The sequence below is a fragment of the Nocardioides jensenii JCM 1364 = NBRC 14755 genome (genome assembly GCF_001552535.1).
Lineage (GTDB): Bacteria > Actinomycetota > Actinomycetes > Propionibacteriales > Nocardioidaceae > Nocardioides > Nocardioides jensenii.
The window spans coordinates 1-18,024 of sequence record NZ_BCRJ01000086.1; the positions used below are offsets into that span (position 1 = coordinate 1).

19 protein-coding genes and 1 pseudogene are annotated in these 18,024 nt (G+C 70.4%); 6 read left to right on the plus strand and 14 right to left on the minus strand.

The features are described from left to right. From NJ4_RS18450 to NJ4_RS18495, 10 genes and pseudogenes are all read right to left on the minus strand, one after another. Window positions 1-301: pseudogene (locus tag NJ4_RS18450) on the minus strand (hypothetical protein); the annotation flags it as partial. A 286-nt stretch (window positions 302-587) separates the two neighbouring features. Next, on the minus strand, window positions 588-1,637 hold the full coding sequence (locus tag NJ4_RS18455; RefSeq protein WP_067438489.1) for a phosphatase PAP2 family protein: 1,050 nt from the start codon (window positions 1,635-1,637) through the stop codon (window positions 588-590). A gap of 9 nt (window positions 1,638-1,646) precedes the next feature. Next, window positions 1,647-2,663: an ABC transporter ATP-binding protein gene (locus NJ4_RS18460; protein WP_067438492.1), complete on the minus strand. Its 1,017-nt coding sequence runs from the start codon at window positions 2,661-2,663 to the stop codon at window positions 1,647-1,649. A gap of 1 nt (window position 2,664) precedes the next feature. Next, a complete protein-coding gene (locus NJ4_RS18465; protein ID WP_067438503.1) occupies window positions 2,665-4,293 on the minus strand; it encodes an ABC transporter permease in 1,629 nt (542 codons plus the stop codon). Beyond that, entirely contained in the window at window positions 4,290-5,396 is a 1,107-nt protein-coding gene (locus NJ4_RS18470) for a thiamine ABC transporter substrate-binding protein (RefSeq protein ID WP_067438507.1), read from the minus strand. Before NJ4_RS18470 ends, NJ4_RS18465 begins: the two co-directional genes overlap by 4 nt. A 290-nt stretch (window positions 5,397-5,686) precedes the next feature. Further along, the gene (locus NJ4_RS18475; RefSeq protein WP_281178347.1) at window positions 5,687-6,565 is read right to left on the minus strand and encodes an RNA polymerase sigma-70 factor; all 879 of its coding nucleotides are present in this window, start codon (window positions 6,563-6,565) and stop codon (window positions 5,687-5,689) included. Then, complete coding sequence (locus NJ4_RS18480; protein ID WP_067438516.1) at window positions 6,562-7,140, minus strand: carboxymuconolactone decarboxylase family protein; 579 nt, start codon at window positions 7,138-7,140, stop codon at window positions 6,562-6,564. The genes NJ4_RS18475 and NJ4_RS18480 overlap by 4 nt, the downstream gene beginning before the upstream one ends. Window positions 7,141-7,337: 197 nt before the next feature. Continuing rightward, entirely contained in the window at window positions 7,338-8,348 is a 1,011-nt protein-coding gene (locus NJ4_RS18485) for an MBL fold metallo-hydrolase (RefSeq protein ID WP_067438520.1), read from the minus strand. A gap of 32 nt (window positions 8,349-8,380) precedes the next feature. Then, the gene (locus tag NJ4_RS18490) at window positions 8,381-9,184 is read right to left on the minus strand and encodes an SDR family oxidoreductase (RefSeq protein ID WP_082748858.1); all 804 of its coding nucleotides are present in this window, start codon (window positions 9,182-9,184) and stop codon (window positions 8,381-8,383) included. After that, a complete protein-coding gene (locus tag NJ4_RS18495; RefSeq protein ID WP_067438524.1) occupies window positions 9,181-10,266 on the minus strand; it encodes an NAD(P)H-dependent amine dehydrogenase family protein in 1,086 nt (361 codons plus the stop codon). The genes NJ4_RS18490 and NJ4_RS18495 overlap by 4 nt, the downstream gene beginning before the upstream one ends. Before the next feature lie 60 nt (window positions 10,267-10,326). Here NJ4_RS18495 and NJ4_RS26975 point away from each other — a divergent pair, with 60 nt between their 5' ends. From NJ4_RS26975 to NJ4_RS18505, 3 genes are all read left to right on the plus strand, one after another. Next, the gene (locus tag NJ4_RS26975) at window positions 10,327-10,458 is read left to right on the plus strand and encodes a hypothetical protein (RefSeq protein WP_281178348.1); all 132 of its coding nucleotides are present in this window, start codon (window positions 10,327-10,329) and stop codon (window positions 10,456-10,458) included. 41 nt (window positions 10,459-10,499) lie between these two features. Then, window positions 10,500-10,790: a hypothetical protein gene (locus NJ4_RS18500; protein WP_067438527.1), complete on the plus strand. Its 291-nt coding sequence runs from the start codon at window positions 10,500-10,502 to the stop codon at window positions 10,788-10,790. A 76-nt stretch (window positions 10,791-10,866) separates the two neighbouring features. Then, complete coding sequence (locus tag NJ4_RS18505; RefSeq protein ID WP_067438531.1) at window positions 10,867-11,529, plus strand: hypothetical protein; 663 nt, start codon at window positions 10,867-10,869, stop codon at window positions 11,527-11,529. A 37-nt stretch (window positions 11,530-11,566) separates the two neighbouring features. Here NJ4_RS18505 and NJ4_RS18510 read toward each other — a convergent pair whose 3' ends face one another. From NJ4_RS18510 to NJ4_RS18525, 4 genes are all read right to left on the minus strand, one after another. After that, window positions 11,567-11,761 carry a DUF1918 domain-containing protein gene (locus NJ4_RS18510; RefSeq protein ID WP_245644621.1) on the minus strand — a complete coding sequence of 65 codons (195 nt, stop codon included), beginning with the start codon at window positions 11,759-11,761 and terminating at the stop codon, window positions 11,567-11,569. Between the two features lie 87 nt (window positions 11,762-11,848). Continuing rightward, the gene (gene ilvA / locus NJ4_RS18515; protein ID WP_067438538.1) at window positions 11,849-13,135 is read right to left on the minus strand and encodes a threonine ammonia-lyase IlvA; all 1,287 of its coding nucleotides are present in this window, start codon (window positions 13,133-13,135) and stop codon (window positions 11,849-11,851) included. Between the two features lie 10 nt (window positions 13,136-13,145). Further along, on the minus strand, window positions 13,146-14,501 hold the full coding sequence (locus NJ4_RS18520) for an NAD(P)/FAD-dependent oxidoreductase (protein WP_281178350.1): 1,356 nt from the start codon (window positions 14,499-14,501) through the stop codon (window positions 13,146-13,148). Between the two features lie 67 nt (window positions 14,502-14,568). Next, window positions 14,569-15,705, minus strand: coding sequence for a PucR family transcriptional regulator (locus tag NJ4_RS18525; RefSeq protein WP_067438545.1), 1,137 nt, complete (start codon window positions 15,703-15,705; stop codon window positions 14,569-14,571). 170 nt (window positions 15,706-15,875) lie between these two features. On the opposite strand from NJ4_RS18525, the gene NJ4_RS18530 reads away from it, so the two are divergent. The 3 genes from NJ4_RS18530 to NJ4_RS18540 form a co-directional block, all read left to right on the plus strand. After that, window positions 15,876-16,475 carry a biotin transporter BioY gene (locus NJ4_RS18530; RefSeq protein WP_067438550.1) on the plus strand — a complete coding sequence of 200 codons (600 nt, stop codon included), beginning with the start codon at window positions 15,876-15,878 and terminating at the stop codon, window positions 16,473-16,475. Beyond that, window positions 16,462-17,466 carry an AMP-binding enzyme gene (locus NJ4_RS18535; protein ID WP_067438553.1) on the plus strand — a complete coding sequence of 335 codons (1,005 nt, stop codon included), beginning with the start codon at window positions 16,462-16,464 and terminating at the stop codon, window positions 17,464-17,466. The genes NJ4_RS18530 and NJ4_RS18535 overlap by 14 nt, the downstream gene beginning before the upstream one ends. Next, window positions 17,463-18,024, plus strand: a 562-nt coding sequence (locus NJ4_RS18540) for a thiolase family protein (protein WP_281178349.1), incomplete at its 3' end; no start/stop codon positions are given. The genes NJ4_RS18535 and NJ4_RS18540, both read left to right, overlap by 4 nt.

Consider the following 18,024-nt stretch of genomic DNA (forward strand, 5'->3'; position numbering starts at 1 on the left):
CCGCCTGGCGCGCCTCGCGCAGCTTCCAGCGGGCGGCGTTGTAGGCCTCGGCGGCCTGGCCGGCCGCGATGCTGGCGTTCTGGAGACGCTGGTTGGCCAGCACCAGGTCGGTCTGCACGCTGGCCACGGTGCGCTTCATGTTCGTGGCCGCGTCCTTGGCCGCGTCGACCTCGGCCTGGGTCGGGGTGCGGTCACCGGCGCCGGGGTCCGGGTCGGCCACGGCCGTCGGCACGCACAGCACCAGTGCGAGTACGCCGGCAGCGCCGGCGAGCAGCGGGCGGCCCGAGGTGGTCCGTCGCACGATATTCAGCCCCTTTGTGTGTCTGGAGACCTCGGGCGACTTCCCCATCGCCCGAGGCACTTTGAGCACGCTAGTGCTCACGAGTCACAAAAGAAACAGTTCTTTCCAATTTTCTCAAAAGTACCGGCGTGTCGCCTTGACAAACTACATCGTGGTAATTTTCGAACTACAGCCATGTCATTCGGACAAACCACCCGCAGAAGGAATGCCGAACGCCCCGCGTCCTCGAGCTGCTGAGCAGCCGGGACGCGGGGCGTCGTACGAGCCTGGGTCTGGGGTGTGCGGGTCAGTCCCTGTCGACGGGAATCTGCGACGTGGTCGTGGTCGGGTGACTGGCCAGCCCGTGTCTGTCGAACTTCTGCCCGGAGGCCAGCCCTCCCACGTAGAAGGAGATCACCGCGATGGCCACACCGGCGACGTCGTCGGCGATGTAGTGCCAGCCGAAGTAGAGGGTGGCCACGACCGTGATGGCGAAGTTGATCCACAGCATCCAGTGCAGCCAGCGCACCTTGATCGTGTACTGCGCCATCAGCGCCACCAGCAAGGTGATCGCGCAGTGCAGGCTGGCGAACCCGGCCACCGATTGGACGGCATCGACCCGACCACCCCAATAGACGCCGACCCGTCCGTAGGACAACGCCTCCATCAGGGAGGACGCCCCCGTGGGCGTCAGGTCGGTGTAGAGGAAGGAGTACTCGAAGCCCGGGCCGAGCGTGGGCAGCATGTAGTAGGACGCGGTGCCGAGGCTCCACGCCAGGCACTGGGAGGTCGCGAACCAGTAGCCGTAGCTCAGGTTCTTCGACCAGATCAGCCAGGCCGTCAGCACCAGCGGAACCATCGGCAGGAACCACAGGTAGATCGTGGAGAGGACGTGCGCGGAGTAGTTGGTGCCGAGCACGGTGTGCAGCACGGTGGCCGGCTCGTGGCCGAAGAAGATCGCCTGGTCGAGCAGGTGCAGCGGGCGGTCGAACTTGTGATCCACGCCGAGCACCTGCGGCAGGAACGACTTCAGGTTCCGGTAGCTGACGTAGGTGATGTAGAAGCACACGAGCCCCAGCACCACGAGGGTCAGACGCTCACGGTTCCAGTGGGAGTGCCAACGCTCGGTGACGATCGGCCACATCACCTTGGGCTTCATCTTCGAGAGCCACAACGTGCGCGGCAGCATGTCGAGCAGGAGCGCCCCGAAGACCAGGAGCGGCAGCCGCAACCACGACGGGCCCAGGAAGCCCTCGGGGTCGACCACCTTCTCGCCGAGGCTGATCGCCGTGATGACGGCGAGAGCACCCATCAACGTGGCGATACCGACGAGGAGGACGTAGGCACGGCGATACACGCGGGCAGTCTAGGGGAACGGGCCCGATGATCCACGTTGCGGGATCACCGCGAGCCGGTCCCGGACCACGCTCAGGCGGACGTCCTGCCCGGGACGTGGCGGGGCCGTGCCGTCCGACGTGACGGAGGCCACGACGCCGACCCCGGGCACGTCGACCTCGACTCGCACGACGTCCGGGGTCACCCGCGACGACAGCACGACGCCACCCAGAGGGCCCTCCGCGGACACCTGCAACGCCGACCGACGCAGGGCCACTCCGTCACCGGTGGCCACCCCCGCCGCGCTGAGTACGACGTCCGCGGCCGAACCGTCGAGCACGGTGGGATAGCCCAGGAACGACGCGGCCTCCGCATCCGCCGGGTGCTCCCAGACCTCGGCCAGCGTGCCGTCCTGAACGAGGTGACCACCACGCATCAACGCCATCCGGTCGGCGACGGCGAACGCCTCCTCGTGGTCGTGCGTGACGAACAGGGCCGTCGTGCCGGCTCGGGTGAGGATCTCGCGCAGGTCGAGGGCCAGCCGCTCGCGCAGCGACTTGTCCAGGGCACTCAGGGGCTCGTCGAGGAGCAGCAGACGCGGCTCGACGGCGAGGGCGCGGGCCAGTGCAGCGCGTTGCCGCTCACCTCCCGAGAGCGTCGCGGGGTCGCGGCCGGCGTACCCGGCCAGGCCGACCAGCTCGAGCAGCTCCTCGACCCGGGTGGCGACCTCGCGACGAGGGCGGTGCCGGATGCGCAGTGCGTAGCCGACGTTGGCGCCGACACTCTGATGGTTGAAGAGCTGGCCGTCCTGGAACATCAGCGCGAAGCCACGCTTGTGCGTCGGCACTCCCGCGAGGTCGGCACCGTCGAAGGCGATGCGCCCAGCGGAGATCGGCTCCAGCCCGGCGACCGCGCGCAACAGGGTCGACTTGCCGCAGCCGGACGGACCGAGCACGGCCAGCACCTCACCGGCCCGTACGTCGAGCGAGACGTCACGGACGGCTGCGGTGGCACCGTAGTTCACGGTGACCTGGTCGATGGCGAGCACCTCAGAACCCTCCCACGCCCGGCACCCGGAGCCGCTCGACGACGAACATCACCGACGCCGTGGCCAGGGCGAGCACGACGGCGGCCGCCAGCGCCATGCCGTAGTTGTGCGGGCCGGGCTGGCCGAGGAGCCGGTAGATCAGCACCGGCAGGGTCGGGTGGTCGACCCGGGAGAGGAAGGAGGTCGCGCCGAACTCCCCCAGGGAGATCGCGAAGGCGAACCCGGCAGCGGCCAGCAGCGGCTTCCAGACCACGGCCAGGTCGATGGTGACCAGGGCCCGCAGTGGCGAGGCACCCAGCGAGTGCGCGGCCTGGCGTTGTCGGTCGTCGATGCCGGCCAGCACCGGGACCAGCGTGCGCACCACGAGCGGCATCGCGACCAACGCCTGCGCGATCGGCACCAGCAGCGGTGACTCGCGGAAGTTGACCGGCGGCTCGTCGAGGGTGATCAGGAAGCCGAAGCCGAGGGTCACCGCCGAGACCCCCAACGGCAGCATGAAGAAGCCGTCGAGCAGTCCACGGATCCGGCGCTCGGCCGGGCCGTGTGAGCGGCGGGTCACGATCACCGCGACCAGTCCCCCGACCAGCAGTGCGATCCAGGTCGCGTCGACGGCGGTGCGCAGCGAGTTGAGCAGCGCCTCGAAGACCGTGACGTCGACCAGACCGTCGCCCCCGGTCGTGTCCAGGGCCCGGTAGTTGGCCAGGCTCCACGCGCCGTCGACCCGCAACGACCCGACGACCAGCATGGCGATCGGCACCGCGACGAGCACCAGCCCCAGGGCGGTGGCGAGCAGCGCAGGGGCGTCGTACGGCCTGATCCTGGACGGGGTGACACTCCTGCGGGTGGCCTGGCCGGTTGCCGAACGGGCGCGGGCGGCGAGCAGGAGCAGCACGGTGACCACGAGCAGCTGCAACAGGCACAGGGCGGCCGCCGCGGGCAGGTCGAAGAGGCTGGTGGTCAGCAGGTAGATCTCGGTCTCGACGGTCGAGTAGCGCAGGCCGCCGAGCACCAGCACGATGCCGAATGCGGTCGAGCAGAACAGAAAGACGACGCTGGCCGCCGAGACCACCGAGCCGCGCAGTGCCGGGAAGGTGGCCGTCCGGAACACCTGCCACGGTGAGGCGCCCAAGGCTGCGGCCGCCTCACCGGGTCGTGGGTCCAGGCCCTCCCATGCCGCCCCGACCGTGCGTACGACGACCGCGAGGTTGAAGAACACCATCGCCGCGATGATCGTGACCGGCGACCCGTCGAGGCCGAGGCCCTCGAGCGGACCCGTGCTGACCAGCCGGTCGAAGGCGATGCCGACCACCACGGTCGGCAGCACGAACGGCACCAGGAAGGCCGCCCGGATCACGCTCCGGCCGGGCACCCGCACACGGTGCAGCGCATAGGCGGTGGGGACGCCGAGGAGCAGCGTCACCACCGTCGCCGCGGCGGCGACCCAGACGGTGAACCACAGCACCCGGTGGACGCGCGGCCGGGCCAGCACCTCGGCCACCTCGCCGGGAGCGAACCTGCCGTCCGGCCAGAGCCCCTGCCCGAGCATGCCGGTGACCGGCAGCACGAAGAAGACGCCGAGCACCAGGACCGGCAGCGCGGCCAGTCCGGCGAGCGTCAGCAGGCGTCTCACCTAGAGACGACGTCCTGCCACTCGGTCAGCCACTCGGCGCGGTGCTCGGAGATGTCGTCGGCGGAGACCGCGTAGGGCTCGGTCGGCTGTTGCGCGAACTTCGCCCAGTCCTTCGGCAGCTCGACGGAGTCGTCGACCGGGAAGACGTACATGTTGTCGGGCAGGGCGGCCTGCACCTGCGGGCTGAGCAGCCAGTCCACCACGGCCTGGCCGCCGACCGGGTTCTTCGCGTTCTCCAGGACGCCGGCGTACTCCACCTGGCGGAAGCAGGTGTCGAGCAGGGCTGCCGTCGTGGTCTCGCCGGTCTTCTTGTCCACGGTGAACGCGGGCGAGGTGTCGTAGGAGACCACGATCGGGCGGTCGCCGTCACCGCCACCCGTGAAGCCCCCGTAGTAGGCGTCGGTCCAGCCCTCGGTCAGCTCGGCACCGTTGTCGACGAGGTCCTTCCAGTAGTCGGGCCAGCCGTCGCCGTACTCCGCGATCGTGGCGAGCAGGAAGGCCAGGCCGGGCGAGCTGGTCGCGGCGCCCGGGACCACCATGAGGTCCTGGTACGCCGGATCGGTGAGGTCGTCGAGCGTGGCCGGCGGCTCCTGGTCGTTCTTCTCGAACCAGGCGGTGTCGACGTTGACGCACACCGAGGCCTGGTCGATCGGCGCGAGCTTCTCGCCGGCGTCGCCGTCGAGGCGCAGCTTCTCCGCGCTGCCCGGCAGCTCGACGGCGTACGTCGCGAACACGTCCTCGTCCACCGCGCGCGAGGCGAAGGTGTTGTCGACCCCGAAGGCCACGTCGCCGATCGGGTTCGACTGGCTCAACGCCAAGGCATTGGTCAACTTGCCGGCGTCACCGGAGGGCCGGATCTTGAGCGTCGCGCCGGTGTCCTGCTGGAACTGGCGGACCAGCTTCTTGGGCAGGTTGAACGAGTCGTGGGTGACCAACGTGACCGTGGTTCCCGCGATCGCGTCGGCGGGGTCGACGCCGTCCGTGGCCTCGACCCTGGTGTCCTCGTTGTCGTCGCCGTCCTCGGCCAGCAGCGTGCAGGACGCAGCCCCGGTCAGGGCCAGCGCCGTGATCGTGGCCAGTGCGGTGCGCAGTGCGCGGTTCATCTCCGACTCCCTTCGCCGGTGCTAACCGGATCAGGTCCTGAGGGTCTGCGGCCGGCGTGGTCTGCTCGGCTCGCACTCTCAGCTCCCCGGCCCGCTGGCCGGAGTGCTCCCCTGTCTCTTGAACCTCCGAATCTACCCCACGCCACGCCTCCCCCCGAAGTGGCGCGGGGTCACGGTCGATCCACACGCGGCGGGTGCCACGGGCGAACCGTCCACAGCACCGCACAAGCGCCGACGTACGGCGTCCCCGCCCGACCCGCCAGCCCGACGCCCCGCGCAGTCGTACGACGTCAGCGGCTCAGGTGCACCACGTCCTTGTCGGCCCGAGTCAGCTTGTGCGGGTTGCGCACCAGGTAGAGCTCGGTGGCCACGCCGCCCTCGAAGCGCGCGGTGGCGACCACGTCGAGCACCCCGTCGAGGAAGAACCGGATCGCCGGCTGGCCGTTGACCTGCGCGACGTCGACGGTCATCTCGCCGTCGCGGCCCATCACCCCGTTGAGCCAGCGCAGCACCTTGTCGCGGCCGACGATCGGGCGCAGCGCGGCACGTTTCAGGCCGCCGCCGTCACTGAACAGCACGACGTCGGGTGCCATCACGTCCATCAGCCCCTGGAGGTCGCCTCCCGCAGCCGCGGCCAGGAACCTGGTGAGCACGTCGTCGGTGTCCTCCGGCGGGGTGGCCCGGGGACGCCGGGCCTGCACGTGCTTGCCCGCCCGGCTGGCGATCTGGCGCACCGCCGGCTCCGACTTGTCGACCGCCGCGGCGATCTCGGCGTAGTCGAAGCCGAAGACCTCGCGCAGCACGAACACCGCACGCTCGGTCGGGTTGAGCGTCTCGAGCACCATCAGCATCGCTGTCGAGACCGAGTCGGCCAGCTCGACGTCGTCGGCGACGTCGGGCGTGGTCAGCAACGGCTCGGGCAGCCACGGGCCGACGTACGACTCCCGGCGGCGTTCGAGCGTGCGCATCCGGTTGAGCGCCTGCCTGGTGGCGATTCGCACCAGGTAGGCCCGCGGGTCGCGAACCTCGGCCTGGTCGACCTCGGCCCACCGCAGCCACGTCTCCTGGACGACGTCCTCCGCGTCGGCGGCGGAGGAGAGCATCTCGTAGGCAACCGTGAAGAGCAGGTTGCGGTGCTCGACGAAGGGATCGCTCACGGGTGGTCTCACCGGGCCAAGGGTGCCAGTTCGCAGGCGTCGGAGTAACCCTGCGAGGCGAGGCCCATCGCGGAGTTCGTGCGCGAACGCATGTTCTCCAGCGAGATCATCGCGGTCAGCTCGACGATCGCCTCGTTGCCGAGCTGGCGGGCCAGGTTCGCGACCATCTCGTCGTCGACCTCGGGCGGGGTGGCGGTCATCGCCTCGGCGTACTCCAGCACGTCGCGCTCGAGCGGGGTGAAGACGTCACTCTCGCGCCACACAGGCACCTGGCGGACCTTCGCCTCGTCGAGCCCCTTGTTGTGAGCCATGAAGTAGCCGAAGTCCATGCACCAGCTGCACCCGATCGTCGCGGCGGTCACCATCTCGGCATACGACTTCAGGTTGGGGTCGAGAGCCGTGAACTTCGCGACCTTGCTCTCGAACGAGACGATCGCCTTGGTCACCGGCCTGTTGTGGAACATCACGTAGGCGAAGTCGGGCACCTCGCCGTACGTCCGCTTCGAGAACGCCGTCATGACGCGGCCATAGACGCCGGTGAGCTCGGCCTTGGGGATGCGGAAGTTGCTGGTCGTCTTGCCGGGCATGGCTCCTCCTGGGGAGACCGGGGCCCCACCTGCTGGAGCCCGTTCACCCATGGAGACACCGGTCGTCCCGGATCTGTGACACGCGGTCCGTGACAGACCCGGACTTGTGCGGTGCTGCCGACGGCTGCCCGCGTCACACAACGCGTGTGGAGCGACCGTGTCCCCGCGTTGCTCAGGGCGGCAGCAGGCAGGTCGGGTCAGGCCAGGGCGTAGACGTGCAGGCCGTCGACGAGGGTGCGGGTCATCTCGCCACGGGCCACCAGCAGCTCGAGATGGGCGCGGGTCTCGAGAGTTGCCAGGGCAGCGTTGAAGACATCGAGGTCGGCCAGCTTGCGCTCGTGGCGGGTCCACGGCACCTGGGCGGCGACGTCGTACGACGTCCCGGGGTTCGCCGAGATGACCTCGCGGCACAGGTCGAGTCGCACGTCGTGAAAGGCCACCAGCTCGTCGACCCGGGCATGGCTCGAGGCGGTGACCGCGCCGTGCGCCGGGAGCAGCGCCAGGTCGGGAAGGGCCCGCACCTTGGCCAGAGAGGCCAGGAAGTCGCCGAGCGGCTGGTCGGCCAGCACCGGCTCGAACCCGATCGACGGCGTGATCGTCGGCAGCACGTGGTCACCGGCGAAGAGCAGGCCCTGGGCCCGGTCCGCGAACACGAAGTGACCCTGCGTGTGACCCGGTGTGGACACCGCGTCGAGGGTGCGCGCGCCCACGGCGAGCTCGTGGTCGCCCTCGAGCCAGGTGTCGGGGTAGCCCCACACGGAGAGGTCCGGTGTCGAGTCGGCGGTGAAGCGGCCCCACTCCTCGGCGATGTCGGACGCCCCCGCCAGCCGGAGCATCTCGACGTGTGGGTCCTCGTCCACGTCCGTGGCATGGATCAGGTCCAGGGTGGCCTTGTCGCCGATGCCGAGCGAGACGTGCGAGCCGAACTCGCGGCGTACGGTCACGGCCTGCGTGTAGTGGTCGCGGTGCACATGGGTGACCAGGAACCGCGTGATGTCGGAGACCTTGCGGTCGATCGAGGCCAGCGAGCTCTCCAGCAACGTGCGGGACTCCTCGATCGCCCAGCCGCCGTCGATCAGCGTGAGCCCGTCACCGGTGTCGATCGCGTAGACGTTGACCGCGCGCAGTCCGTCCATCGGGAGGGGCAGCGGGATGCGGTGCACGCCGGGGGCGACCTCGAAGGCGCCCGGCTCCGTCCAGTCAGTCATCGGGCCACCATGTCATGTACCGCCGAGTCACATCAGGTGACGTCCGGCACACCGAGCTCGAGGTTCGGCTGCTGGATGCCGCCGTCGATCTCGAGCAGCTTGCCGGTGACGTACTGGCCGGCCTTCGAGGCGAGGTAGAGCACGCCGGCGGCGATGTCCTCGGGCTCCCCCACGCGCCCCAGCGGGGTCTTGGTCTCGAGCTGCTCCATCATCTCGGGGATGCCGGCGACGAACTCCAGCGCACTGGTCATCACGGAGCCGACGAAGATGCCGTTGACCCGCACCCTGGGCGCCAGGTCTGCGGCAGCCAGCCTGGTCCAGTGCGCCAGCGCCGCCTTCGCGGTGCCGTAGGCGAGGTAGCCGCGACCCGACGCGCGTCCCATCATCGAGCTGATCGAGGTGATCGACCGCTGCGCGTCCGGCGGGCCCTTCAACATCAGGGGCACGGCGGCCCGGCTCAGCGCGTGTGCCGTGCTGACGTTGAAGTGGAACGACTCCTCGAGATAGGCCACGTCGGTGTCGAGGAATGCGTTCGGGATGGTGCCGCCGACGTTGTTGACCACGATGTCGAGTCGGCCGAGCTCGTCGTACGCCGCCCGGGCCAGGCCGGCAGCGGCGTCGGTGTCCGACAGGTCCGCCGGTACGACGACCGCACGGCGACCTGCCGCACGCACCAGATCGGCGACTGCCTCGAGCTGGTCTGCGTGTCGGGCCGAGATCAGCACGTCGGCGCCGGCCTGGGCCAGCGCGACGGCGGTGGCCGCACCGATCCCGCGTCCGGCGCCGGTGACGACCGCGACGTGGTCGGTGACGGTGAACCGGTCGAGGATGCTCACGAGACGAGTCCCCTGCCCGTCACGTGGAACAGGTCCAGGGCGGTGACGATGCCGGGCTCCGCCGCGACCACGGAGGACACCGAGTTCACCAGGCGCTGGGCGGTGGTGACCATGCCCGAGACGTTGTGGTCGCCGTCCTCGCCCCGGTGGGTGAAGTCGACCTTCATCATCGGCTGACCGATGATCTCGACGCGGTAGCAGCCACCGCCCTCGGGGGGCGTCGGCCACTCGGGCACCTGGTCCTCCGCCGTGCGGGTGATGTGCTCCAGGACGATCTTGTCCTCGCCGTCGACACGGCCGATCACCTGGAACCTCACCGCCCCCATCGTGCCGGCCGCGATGTCGACCGAGACCGTCGTGGTGTCCACCGGCGCAGGACGACGGTCGACGACTTCGGTGAGCGGCTCGTCGAGGGTGACCCCGAGGCCCGCCGCGATCTGGCGGACCACGGATCCCCAACCCATGCTGAGGATTCCGGGCTGCCAGAGCATCACGTCGTCGGCGTCGACCGGCTTGCCGAAGCCGAAGATGTCGCGCATGACGACGGGCTGGTAGTAGGTCGAGTAGTCGGCGATCTCGCTGACCCTGACCTGGTCGATGCGCTGCGAGAGCGACGTCATCACCAACGGCAGCACGTCGTTGGCGAAGCCCGGGTCGATGCCGTTGACGTGCAGGCTGGCACCCCCGTCCACACAGGCCTTCTCGAGCGAGGAGAGCGCCTCGTCCCACAGCACGCCGTACGGGTACTGCAGCAGCACCGGCCCGCTGGAGATCACGTTGATGCCGGCGGCGACGAACGCCTGGAGGTCCTCGATCGCCTCGAAGATGCGGTCGTCGGTCATCGCGGTGTGCACGATCGCGTCCGGCCTCAGCGCGATCAGTGCGTCGCGGTCGGTGGTCGCGGTGATGCCGAGGTCACGGTCGAGCCCGGCCAGTCGTCCGACGTCCTGCCCGTCCTTGTCCGGACTCGAGACCCAGACTCCGATCAGTTCGAGATCGGGGTGCCGTTCGATGCCGGCGACGACATGACGGCCGACGGTGCCGGTGGACCATCCGACGACACGCAGTGGTTCGTTGCTCATGGCTGCCAACCTAGAACACGTTCTATGTCTCGACAAGCTCGACAACCGACGACTCCAAGCGTGACAACCGACGACCCCGAGCTCGACAACCGACGACTCCAAGCGCGACAACCGACGATCCCGAGCTCGACGACCGACGACGCCGAGCGCGACGGCCGACGTCCCGAAGGTCGGTTTCGCGACATCGCCTAGTGTCCTGAGCACACATCCACGAGTCCGGGAGGCGGACCCACATGAGCGACGAAGAAGAAGTCGAAGCAAGCCTGAGCGTCGGAGCGCGGTTCATCGGTGACCCTGATGCGCTGCACGTCGTGGCGCTCGGCGGCGAGAAGCCCGGGGTCTTCCTCGAGCTGGTCGACTTCAGCCAGCCCCAGGCGGTCGAGGACGAGGAGGACTGGAACCTCGACCCGAGCTCGGACCTGGGCCTGAAGATCACCATGGCCGGACTCGACCCCGAGGTCGCGATCCAGCTGCTCAAGGTGGCCACGGAGTTCCTGGAGCAGGCCGAGTTCGAAGAGGGCTGATCCTCATCCTGGCTCTTCCCTTCCGGCGTACGGCGACGCACACTGGAGGGGAGAGCCAGCACTGGAGATGACGGCCATGCACGACAAGCTTCAGCACAGCATCCGGGCCACGCACGACGTCCTCGACGAGCGACTGTCCACGGCCGAGTGGCATCGGCCCACTGCGGACAAGCCACGCGACCGTTTCCCGGCCACGGACACGTTCCTGGCCAGCGCGAGTCGGCATCTGGCCGCGGCCAACGCCGTGCTGGTGCCGGCCGCTCGCCGGCAGCTCCCCGACGGCAGTGAGCTCGCCCACCGGTTCTCGCGCACCAGCCGCGACCTCGAGTACGCCATGGCCCAGACCAAGGCCAAGCTGTACGGCGAGGCGCACGCCATCTATCGCCCGTGGCACGAGATCTGGACCGACCTGCACCATCGCTTCGACGCCTTCATGGCGCTCGAGGAGGAGCTGGTCGCGGCCCTGGTCGAGCACACCACGAAGGAGGCGCGCTCCGAGTTGGCCGACCGGGTCTACGGCGCGGAGCTGCGCGCTCCCACCCGGCCGCACCCCTACGTGCCGCACCTCGGCCTGCCCGGCAAGGTGGCCCGGCGCATCTGTCTGGGAGTCGACCACTTCTGGGACACCACCGAGGGCCGGATGATCCCCGAACCGGTCAAGCCGCACGACCGGGAGCACGACGGCAGACTCACGCAGTACCTCCTCGCCGATCCGCACCTGCCCGGCGACGACGCCTGACCCGCCGCACCCGTGGCCCGGGGCGCCCGCCCGGGGCCTACCCGGCGGGGTGCACCTGCGCGTCGGGGCCCGGATAGACCAGCGACTCGTGGCCGTCGGTCCACCGCACCAGGAAGGGCGGGGTTCCGTCCTGGCCGCGTGCCTCGAGGATCTCCGCCTCACGCTCCGCTTCTCCGACGTGCCCGCTGTGAACGACGAGCCGGTCACCCGCACCCGCCTGCATCCCTGTCATCACGGTTCACTCCTTCCTGCCTCGACTGCCCGCGCGTCCGCGGCCTCAGTCGCCAGTCTTCTCCCTTCCCGGCGGCAGGCCAAGGGCTCAGAGCAGGAAACTGAACACCGGCGAACCCGGTGGCACGAGCTCGATCGTGAGCGGGCTGGCGTTCATCCTGCTCATCAGCTCGGCCAGGTCCGTGGCCCGCTCGAGCTCGATGCCGACCAGGGCGGGGCCGGTCTCGCGGTTGTTCTTCTTCACGTACTCGAAGACCACGATGTCGGCGCCCTCGATCAGCACGTCCTCGAGGAAGTGCCGCAGCGCGCCCGGCTCCTGGGGGAAGGTGACCAGGAAGTAGTGGCGCAGCCCCTCGTGGAGCAGCGAGCGCTCGACGATCTCGGCGTACCGGCTGACGTCGTTGTTGCCACCGGAGACGATCGCCGCGACCGCCTTGCCTCCCGGGTCGATCCGCCCGACGGCGGCGCTGGCCAGGGCTCCGGCGGGCTCGGCGATGACGCCTTCGGTCTGGTAGAGCGCGAGCATCTCGGTGCACACCGCACCCTCGGCAACGGTGACCACCTCGTCGACCAGGTCACGCACGATCGGATAGGTCAGCTCACCGACGCGGCCCACCGCGGCGCCGTCGATGAACGTGTCGAGGTCGGTCAGGCCGATCGGGCCACCGTGGCCGAGGGCGGCGGTCATGCTGGCCGCTCCGGCCGGTTCCACGCCGATGATGCGGATGCCCGGGTGTCGCTCCCGCAGCCACAGCGCGATCCCCGAGATGAGGCCACCACCGCCGATCGGAACCACCACGGTGCCGAGCTCGTGACCGGCAGCATGCGCCTGCTCGACCAGCTCGGGGCCGATCGTGCCCTGCCCGACGATGGTGCGTGGGTCGTCGAACGGATGCACATAGACGGCACCGGACGACTCGGAGTCTGCGTGCGCGGCGGCACTGGCCTCGTCGTAGGAGTTGCCGACGGTCACGAGATCGACCAACCCCTCGCCCAGGGCGAGGATGCGCTGGCGCTTCTGCCGCGGTGTGTTCTGGGGTACGACGACCCGTCCGCGAATGCCCAACGTGGCGCAGCTCAACGCGAGCCCCTGACCATGGTTGCCGGCGCTGGCGCAGACCACGCCGCGTTCCCGTTCCGCGGCGGTGAGACCGGCGATCAGGTGGTGGGCGCCTCGGATCTTGTAGGAACGCGCGAGCTGCTGGTCCTCACGCTTGAGCAGCACGGTCACGCCGGCCGGCTCGCTGAGTCGCACGCTCTGCTCCAGCGGCGTACGCCGGACGACCGGCCTCAGCACGTCGACCGCGCGCTCGACACCGGCCGCGCTGAGCTGGGCGACACCGAGACGATCAGCCTGGGGTTCGGGGAGGGTCACTCCCGTGATGTTACGACCGCAGGGGGTCGAAGGCAGCGAGCAGGTCGGTGTCTCCGGGGGCGCCGGCCCCGGCGATCCGGCCGGCCAGGAGCTTGCCGGTCAGCGGGCCGAGGGCGATGCCCCACATGCCGTGCCCGCCGGCGACGAAGACCCGGTCGGAGCGGGTGGCGCCGACCAGGGGCAGGCCGTCGGTGGTGCACGGCCGGGAACCGACCCACTCGTCGTGCCGCTGCGACCAATCGACCCCGCGGAACATCGGGGTCGCGGCGTCGACGATCGCCGTGATCCGGCGCTGGTCCAGCGGGTCGTCGGGGCTGCGGAACTCCATCATCCCGGCCACCCGGAGCCCCTCCTCCGGCTTGCCGAGCGGGGTGCACGCCACGCGCTGGGCGGGGAAGTAGACCGGTCCGGTCGGCACGTGCTCGGGGTGCACGGTGAAGCTGTAGCCACGGCCGGCCTGCACCACCTTGCGCACGCCGTGGGGTCGGGCGAGCCGGCCGATCCAGCTGCCGTTGGCCAGCACGACCGCGTCGGCGATCACCGAGTCGCCGTTCGTGCCGGCCACCAGGACCCGCTGGCCGCGCTGACTCACGTGCTCGACCTGGTGCCCCGCCAGGACCTCTCCGCCGCGTGCGCGCACGGCCTCGGCCAACGCGTGCACGAAGCGACCGGGGTTGAGGTAGCGCTGACCGTGGAGTCGGGCGCCGTACGTCACGCTCGCGCCCAGCGAGGGCTCGAGGGAGTGCAGCTGCTCGGCGTCGAGCAGCTCGAAGTCGGTGAGAGCACCGGTCCTGGCGACGTGACGGAACTCCTCGACCAGCACCTCGCGGTCGGTCTCGGAGACGAAGGCGGCCAGGAACGGCTCGGCGTCCAGGGTCGGCTCCTCGACGCGTCCGTCGCCGGCGTGCTCGGTGAGATCGTCGTACGCCGCCAGGGCGCCGGCGTTGGCCCGGTTGAAGACCTCGATCGCCTTGTTCCAGTGGCCCTCGGTGCAGTGACGCGCGAAGCCGAGGAGGAACTGCACGAGGCGGGGGTCGGCGCGAAAGGGCACGTAGACCGGGGAGTCCGGCTTGAGCGTGGCGAGGATGCCGGTCTTGAGGATGGCCGGCTCCGGGAGCGGCAGGGTCAGGGCCGGCGCGAGCCACCCGGCGTTGCCCCACGAGGAACCCGCGGCGACGTCGTCGCGGTCGACGACGGTGACCTTGACGCCGTGCTCCTGGAGGAACCAGGCGGTGGAGAGCCCGACCATGCCGGCGCCGACGACGACCACGTGCTGAGGGTGAGGTGCCATGCCCCCAGTCTGGTCAGGTGGACGCACGGAGTGGCTGCCCGAAGCGACAGTCTTCCTCGGACACCCTTGTGCGATCGGCCAAGGCGCCCCGGTGCTGGTCGAGGGGGTGGCTCTGCAACCGTCTCGAGACCACCGTCCCGACTCAGCGAGCCGACCTCAGGTCGATCATCAGGGCCAGCCGGGTGGCCGGATCACCGACGTCGACCCGGCACGACTCACGCGCCCGACGGAGTCGGTTGCGGATCGTGTTGGGGTGCACGGTGAGTGCCTCAGCAGCCGCACTCACCTCGCCTGCCTCGAGAAACGCCCGGACGGCGTCGACCAGCCCACTCTCGTGGTTCCGGTCGTGCTCGCGTAGCCGGGTCAGCGGACTCGAGGCTCGGTGTCGGTGGAGGAACCCGTCGAGTCGATCGACCAGCACGTCGGCGAACACGTCGTCGAGGGTGGCGACCACGCCCGTGCGGCCGCGGCGGACGAGGGCGTCGGCGACCTGGTCGGCCACCGCACGCGACTCGGCCAGGTCGCCCGCCTCGGCCGGTGTGCCGATGCCGACGACCAGCAGGTCGCGAGCCCCGAACCGGCGCAGGAAGTCGTCGAGGATCCGCACGGCGGAGTCGGCCGGCAGCACGCCGACGATGCCACGGTCGTACGCCGCACACAGGGCCGACGGAGCGATCGCGGACAGGTGCAGGGCCAGTGGCCCCACGGCGCGCCGAATCGCATCGGGATCCCCGCCACGGATCGACACCGCGACCCACTCCCCGGTCATGGTGCGGTCGGCGGCGATCTCGTCGGCCGCGTCGCCGCCGGCCAACAGGGCCGCAACCAGGTCGGTGCGCGCCCGACGTCCACGGTCGGCCAGGTCGCTCTCCTCGCGCAGCCTCCTGGCCACCCGCGGCGCTGCCGCACGCAGGGTCTCGGCCTGGCTCGGGGTCGGCCCACCGGGGATGGCGGCCCAGATCGAACCGATCAGCTGCCCCTCGTCCCGCACGGCGACCACCGCGCGCGCCACCATGTGCTCGGCTGGCAGGTCGACCGTGATCACGTCGTCGGAGCGACGCAGCTTCTCGAAGACGCCCGTCCCCGCGATCGCGTCGCGATAGTGCACCGGCACCTGCCGGCCCAGGATCGTGCCGATGCGGGCCTCGTCGACGTCCTGGTTCCCGCCGGAGTAGGCGATCACGATGGTGTCGCGGTCCTCGATCGTGACCGGCGCACCGAGCAGCCCGGCCAGGGAGGTGGCGATGTCGAAGAGGTCGCCGTCGATGTCGAGGCCCACGAACGCTCCTTCTCTCGTGTTCCGCGAGCATACGGGGGCTGCGCGGCACACCTCGCCGGCAGCGAGCCGTCGGCCGTGTCGAGACGGATCAGCCGACCACGTCGGCTCAAGGCAGAATGGCACCCGTCTCACGCGCGTCCTCTCCCCACCATGCAAGGCAGGCAGATCCCATGTCCCGTCAAACCGCCAGCTCCAGTCGCGACCTCGCCATGGTCGCCATCTTCGCGGGCATCGTCGGCGCGCTCGGCCTGATCCCAGCCGTCACCGCGTTCGGCGGGGCGGTGCCGATCACGGCACAGTCACTCGGGGTGATGCTGGCCGGTGCCATCCTCGGGCCTCGCCGCGGCGGTCTGGCCCTGGTCGTCTTCCTGGTCCTGGTCGCGATCGGCCTGCCGCTGCTGGCCGGTGGGCGTGGTGGCCTCGGCGTCTTCGCCGGGCCCTCCATCGGCTACCTGATCGGGTTCCCGATCTGTGCCTTCGTCATCGGGGCGCTCACCTACGCAGTCGGTGCGCCGTACCGCCTGTCCTGGGGCATCGTGGCCAACGTGGTCGGCGGCGTGGTGATCATGAACGTGCTCGGCGTCGTCGGCATGATGCTGCGCGCCGACCTCAGTCTCGACGCCGCCACCACGGCCGCTCTCGTCTTCGTCCCCGGCGACGCCATCAAGGCCGTCATCTGCGCCCTGGTCGCCCGCGGCGTGCATGCCGCCTACCCCGGCCTGCTTCCCGAGCGGCGGCGCCGCAGCGAGCGTCACGATGCCCACGCCTGAGGCCCTCCAGGTTCTCGGCTGCCCGGACCCTGTCCGCGCCTTCGCTGACGCCCACCGCCGGCACCAGCTCCTGGCGCTGCCCACTTCGGGTACGTCGGCCCGCCCGCGCACCGTGGTCCGGACGACCGACTCCTGGGTGGACTCCTTCGACCACGTCTCGGAGCTGCTCGGCATCACCGCGTCGAGCCGGGTCTGGGTCCCGGGCCCTGCGACCGCGACGATGAACCTCTTCGCCGCCACGCATGCCGACTGGGTGGGTGCCCGGCGCGTGGACGACCCGGTCGAGGCTTCGCACGCGCACCTCACACCGGCCACCCTGCGGCGGGTGATGACCGACCGGCCGTCCGCACTGGCCGGCGTCCAAGTCGTGACCGCGGGCGACCGGCTCGAGTCGGCGACGTACGACGACGCGACCGCGGCCGGCATCAGGGTCAGCCACTACTACGGCGCCGCGGAGCTCTCCTTCGTGGCCTGGGGCGAGCAGGCCGACCGTCTCCGTCCCTTCCCCGGTGTGGAGGTGGTCACCCGCGACGGTGAGCTGTGGGTCCGCTCGCCCTACGTGTGCCAGGGCTATGCCGAACCCGACCAGCAGCTCCGCCGCGATGCCGAGGGGTGGGTCAGCGTCGGCGACCGGGGCGACACCGTCGACGGACGCGTGAACGTGCGCGGCCGCGAGGGCGGCATCACCACCTCCGGAGCGACCGTGCTCGTGGCCGACATCGAACCGGTGCTGCGGGCCGAGTCGACCGGCGACGTCGTGGTCATCGGTCTCCCTCACCCCGATCTCGGCCAGGTGGTGGCAGCGGTGGTGACCCGGCGCGACGACGTACCCCACCTGCAGGAGGCCTCGCGTCGGCTCCTCGACGTCGCCCAACGACCACGACGGTGGATCCACCTCGAAGCGCTGCCGCTGACCCACGCCGGCAAGGTCGACCGGGTGGCGGTGGCTGCCGCCGCGGCCGCGGTCATGGGGAGCGGTGACCGCGGATGACCACCAGAGACTCGTCCGGGCCCGTCATCGTCGCCGCCGTTCGGACCCCGATCGGCAGTGCCGGCCATGCGCTGTCTGCGCTGAGCGCCGACCGGCTCGCGGCACCGGTCCTGTCCGAGTTGATCACCCGGCTCGGCGACGGTGCCGGTGACGTCGATGACGTGGTCCTCGGCAACTGCATGGGACCGGGCGGCAACCTCGCCCGGCTGAGCGCGCTCGCCGCGGGGCTGCCCGAGCGGGTGCCGGGCCTGACCGTCGACCGTCAGTGCGCCAGCGGGCTCGCCGCGATCGACCTGGCCGCCCAGTCGGTGCGTGGTGGCGCCCGGGTGGTGCTTGCCGGTGGCGTCGAGTCGCCGAGCACTGCGCCGTGGCGGTTCTGGCCTCCGGCCCCCGGCGGTGAACCGGTGCGCTACGACCGCGCACCTTTCGCCCCGGGCGCCGACGACGTGGACATGGGGCTGGCCAACGACCTGTTCGCCGACGAGTCCGGGATCTCCCGGGAGCGCCAGGACGCCTACGCCGCTCGCTCGCACGAGCTGGCCATGTCCGCAATCGAGG

What these genes read in the sequence shown, in the direction of transcription:
- NJ4_RS18470 (WP_067438507.1), bottom strand. Translation starts at nt 5,396, where the DNA reads ATGAACCGCGCACTGCGCACCGCACTGGCCACGATCACGGCGCTGGCC.
- NJ4_RS18480 (WP_067438516.1), bottom strand. Translation starts at nt 7,140, where the DNA reads ATGCCCGGCAAGACGACCAGCAACTTCCGCATCCCCAAGGCCGAGCTC.
- NJ4_RS18485 (WP_067438520.1), bottom strand. Translation starts at nt 8,348, where the DNA reads ATGACTGACTGGACGGAGCCGGGCGCCTTCGAGGTCGCCCCCGGCGTG.
- NJ4_RS18495 (WP_067438524.1), bottom strand. Translation starts at nt 10,266, where the DNA reads ATGAGCAACGAACCACTGCGTGTCGTCGGATGGTCCACCGGCACCGTC.
- NJ4_RS18500 (WP_067438527.1), top strand. Translation starts at nt 10,500, where the DNA reads ATGAGCGACGAAGAAGAAGTCGAAGCAAGCCTGAGCGTCGGAGCGCGG.
- NJ4_RS18505 (WP_067438531.1), top strand. Translation starts at nt 10,867, where the DNA reads ATGCACGACAAGCTTCAGCACAGCATCCGGGCCACGCACGACGTCCTC.
- NJ4_RS18510 (WP_245644621.1), bottom strand. Translation starts at nt 11,761, where the DNA reads ATGACAGGGATGCAGGCGGGTGCGGGTGACCGGCTCGTCGTTCACAGC.
- NJ4_RS18530 (WP_067438550.1), top strand. Translation starts at nt 15,876, where the DNA reads ATGTCCCGTCAAACCGCCAGCTCCAGTCGCGACCTCGCCATGGTCGCC.
- NJ4_RS18535 (WP_067438553.1), top strand. Translation starts at nt 16,462, where the DNA reads ATGCCCACGCCTGAGGCCCTCCAGGTTCTCGGCTGCCCGGACCCTGTC.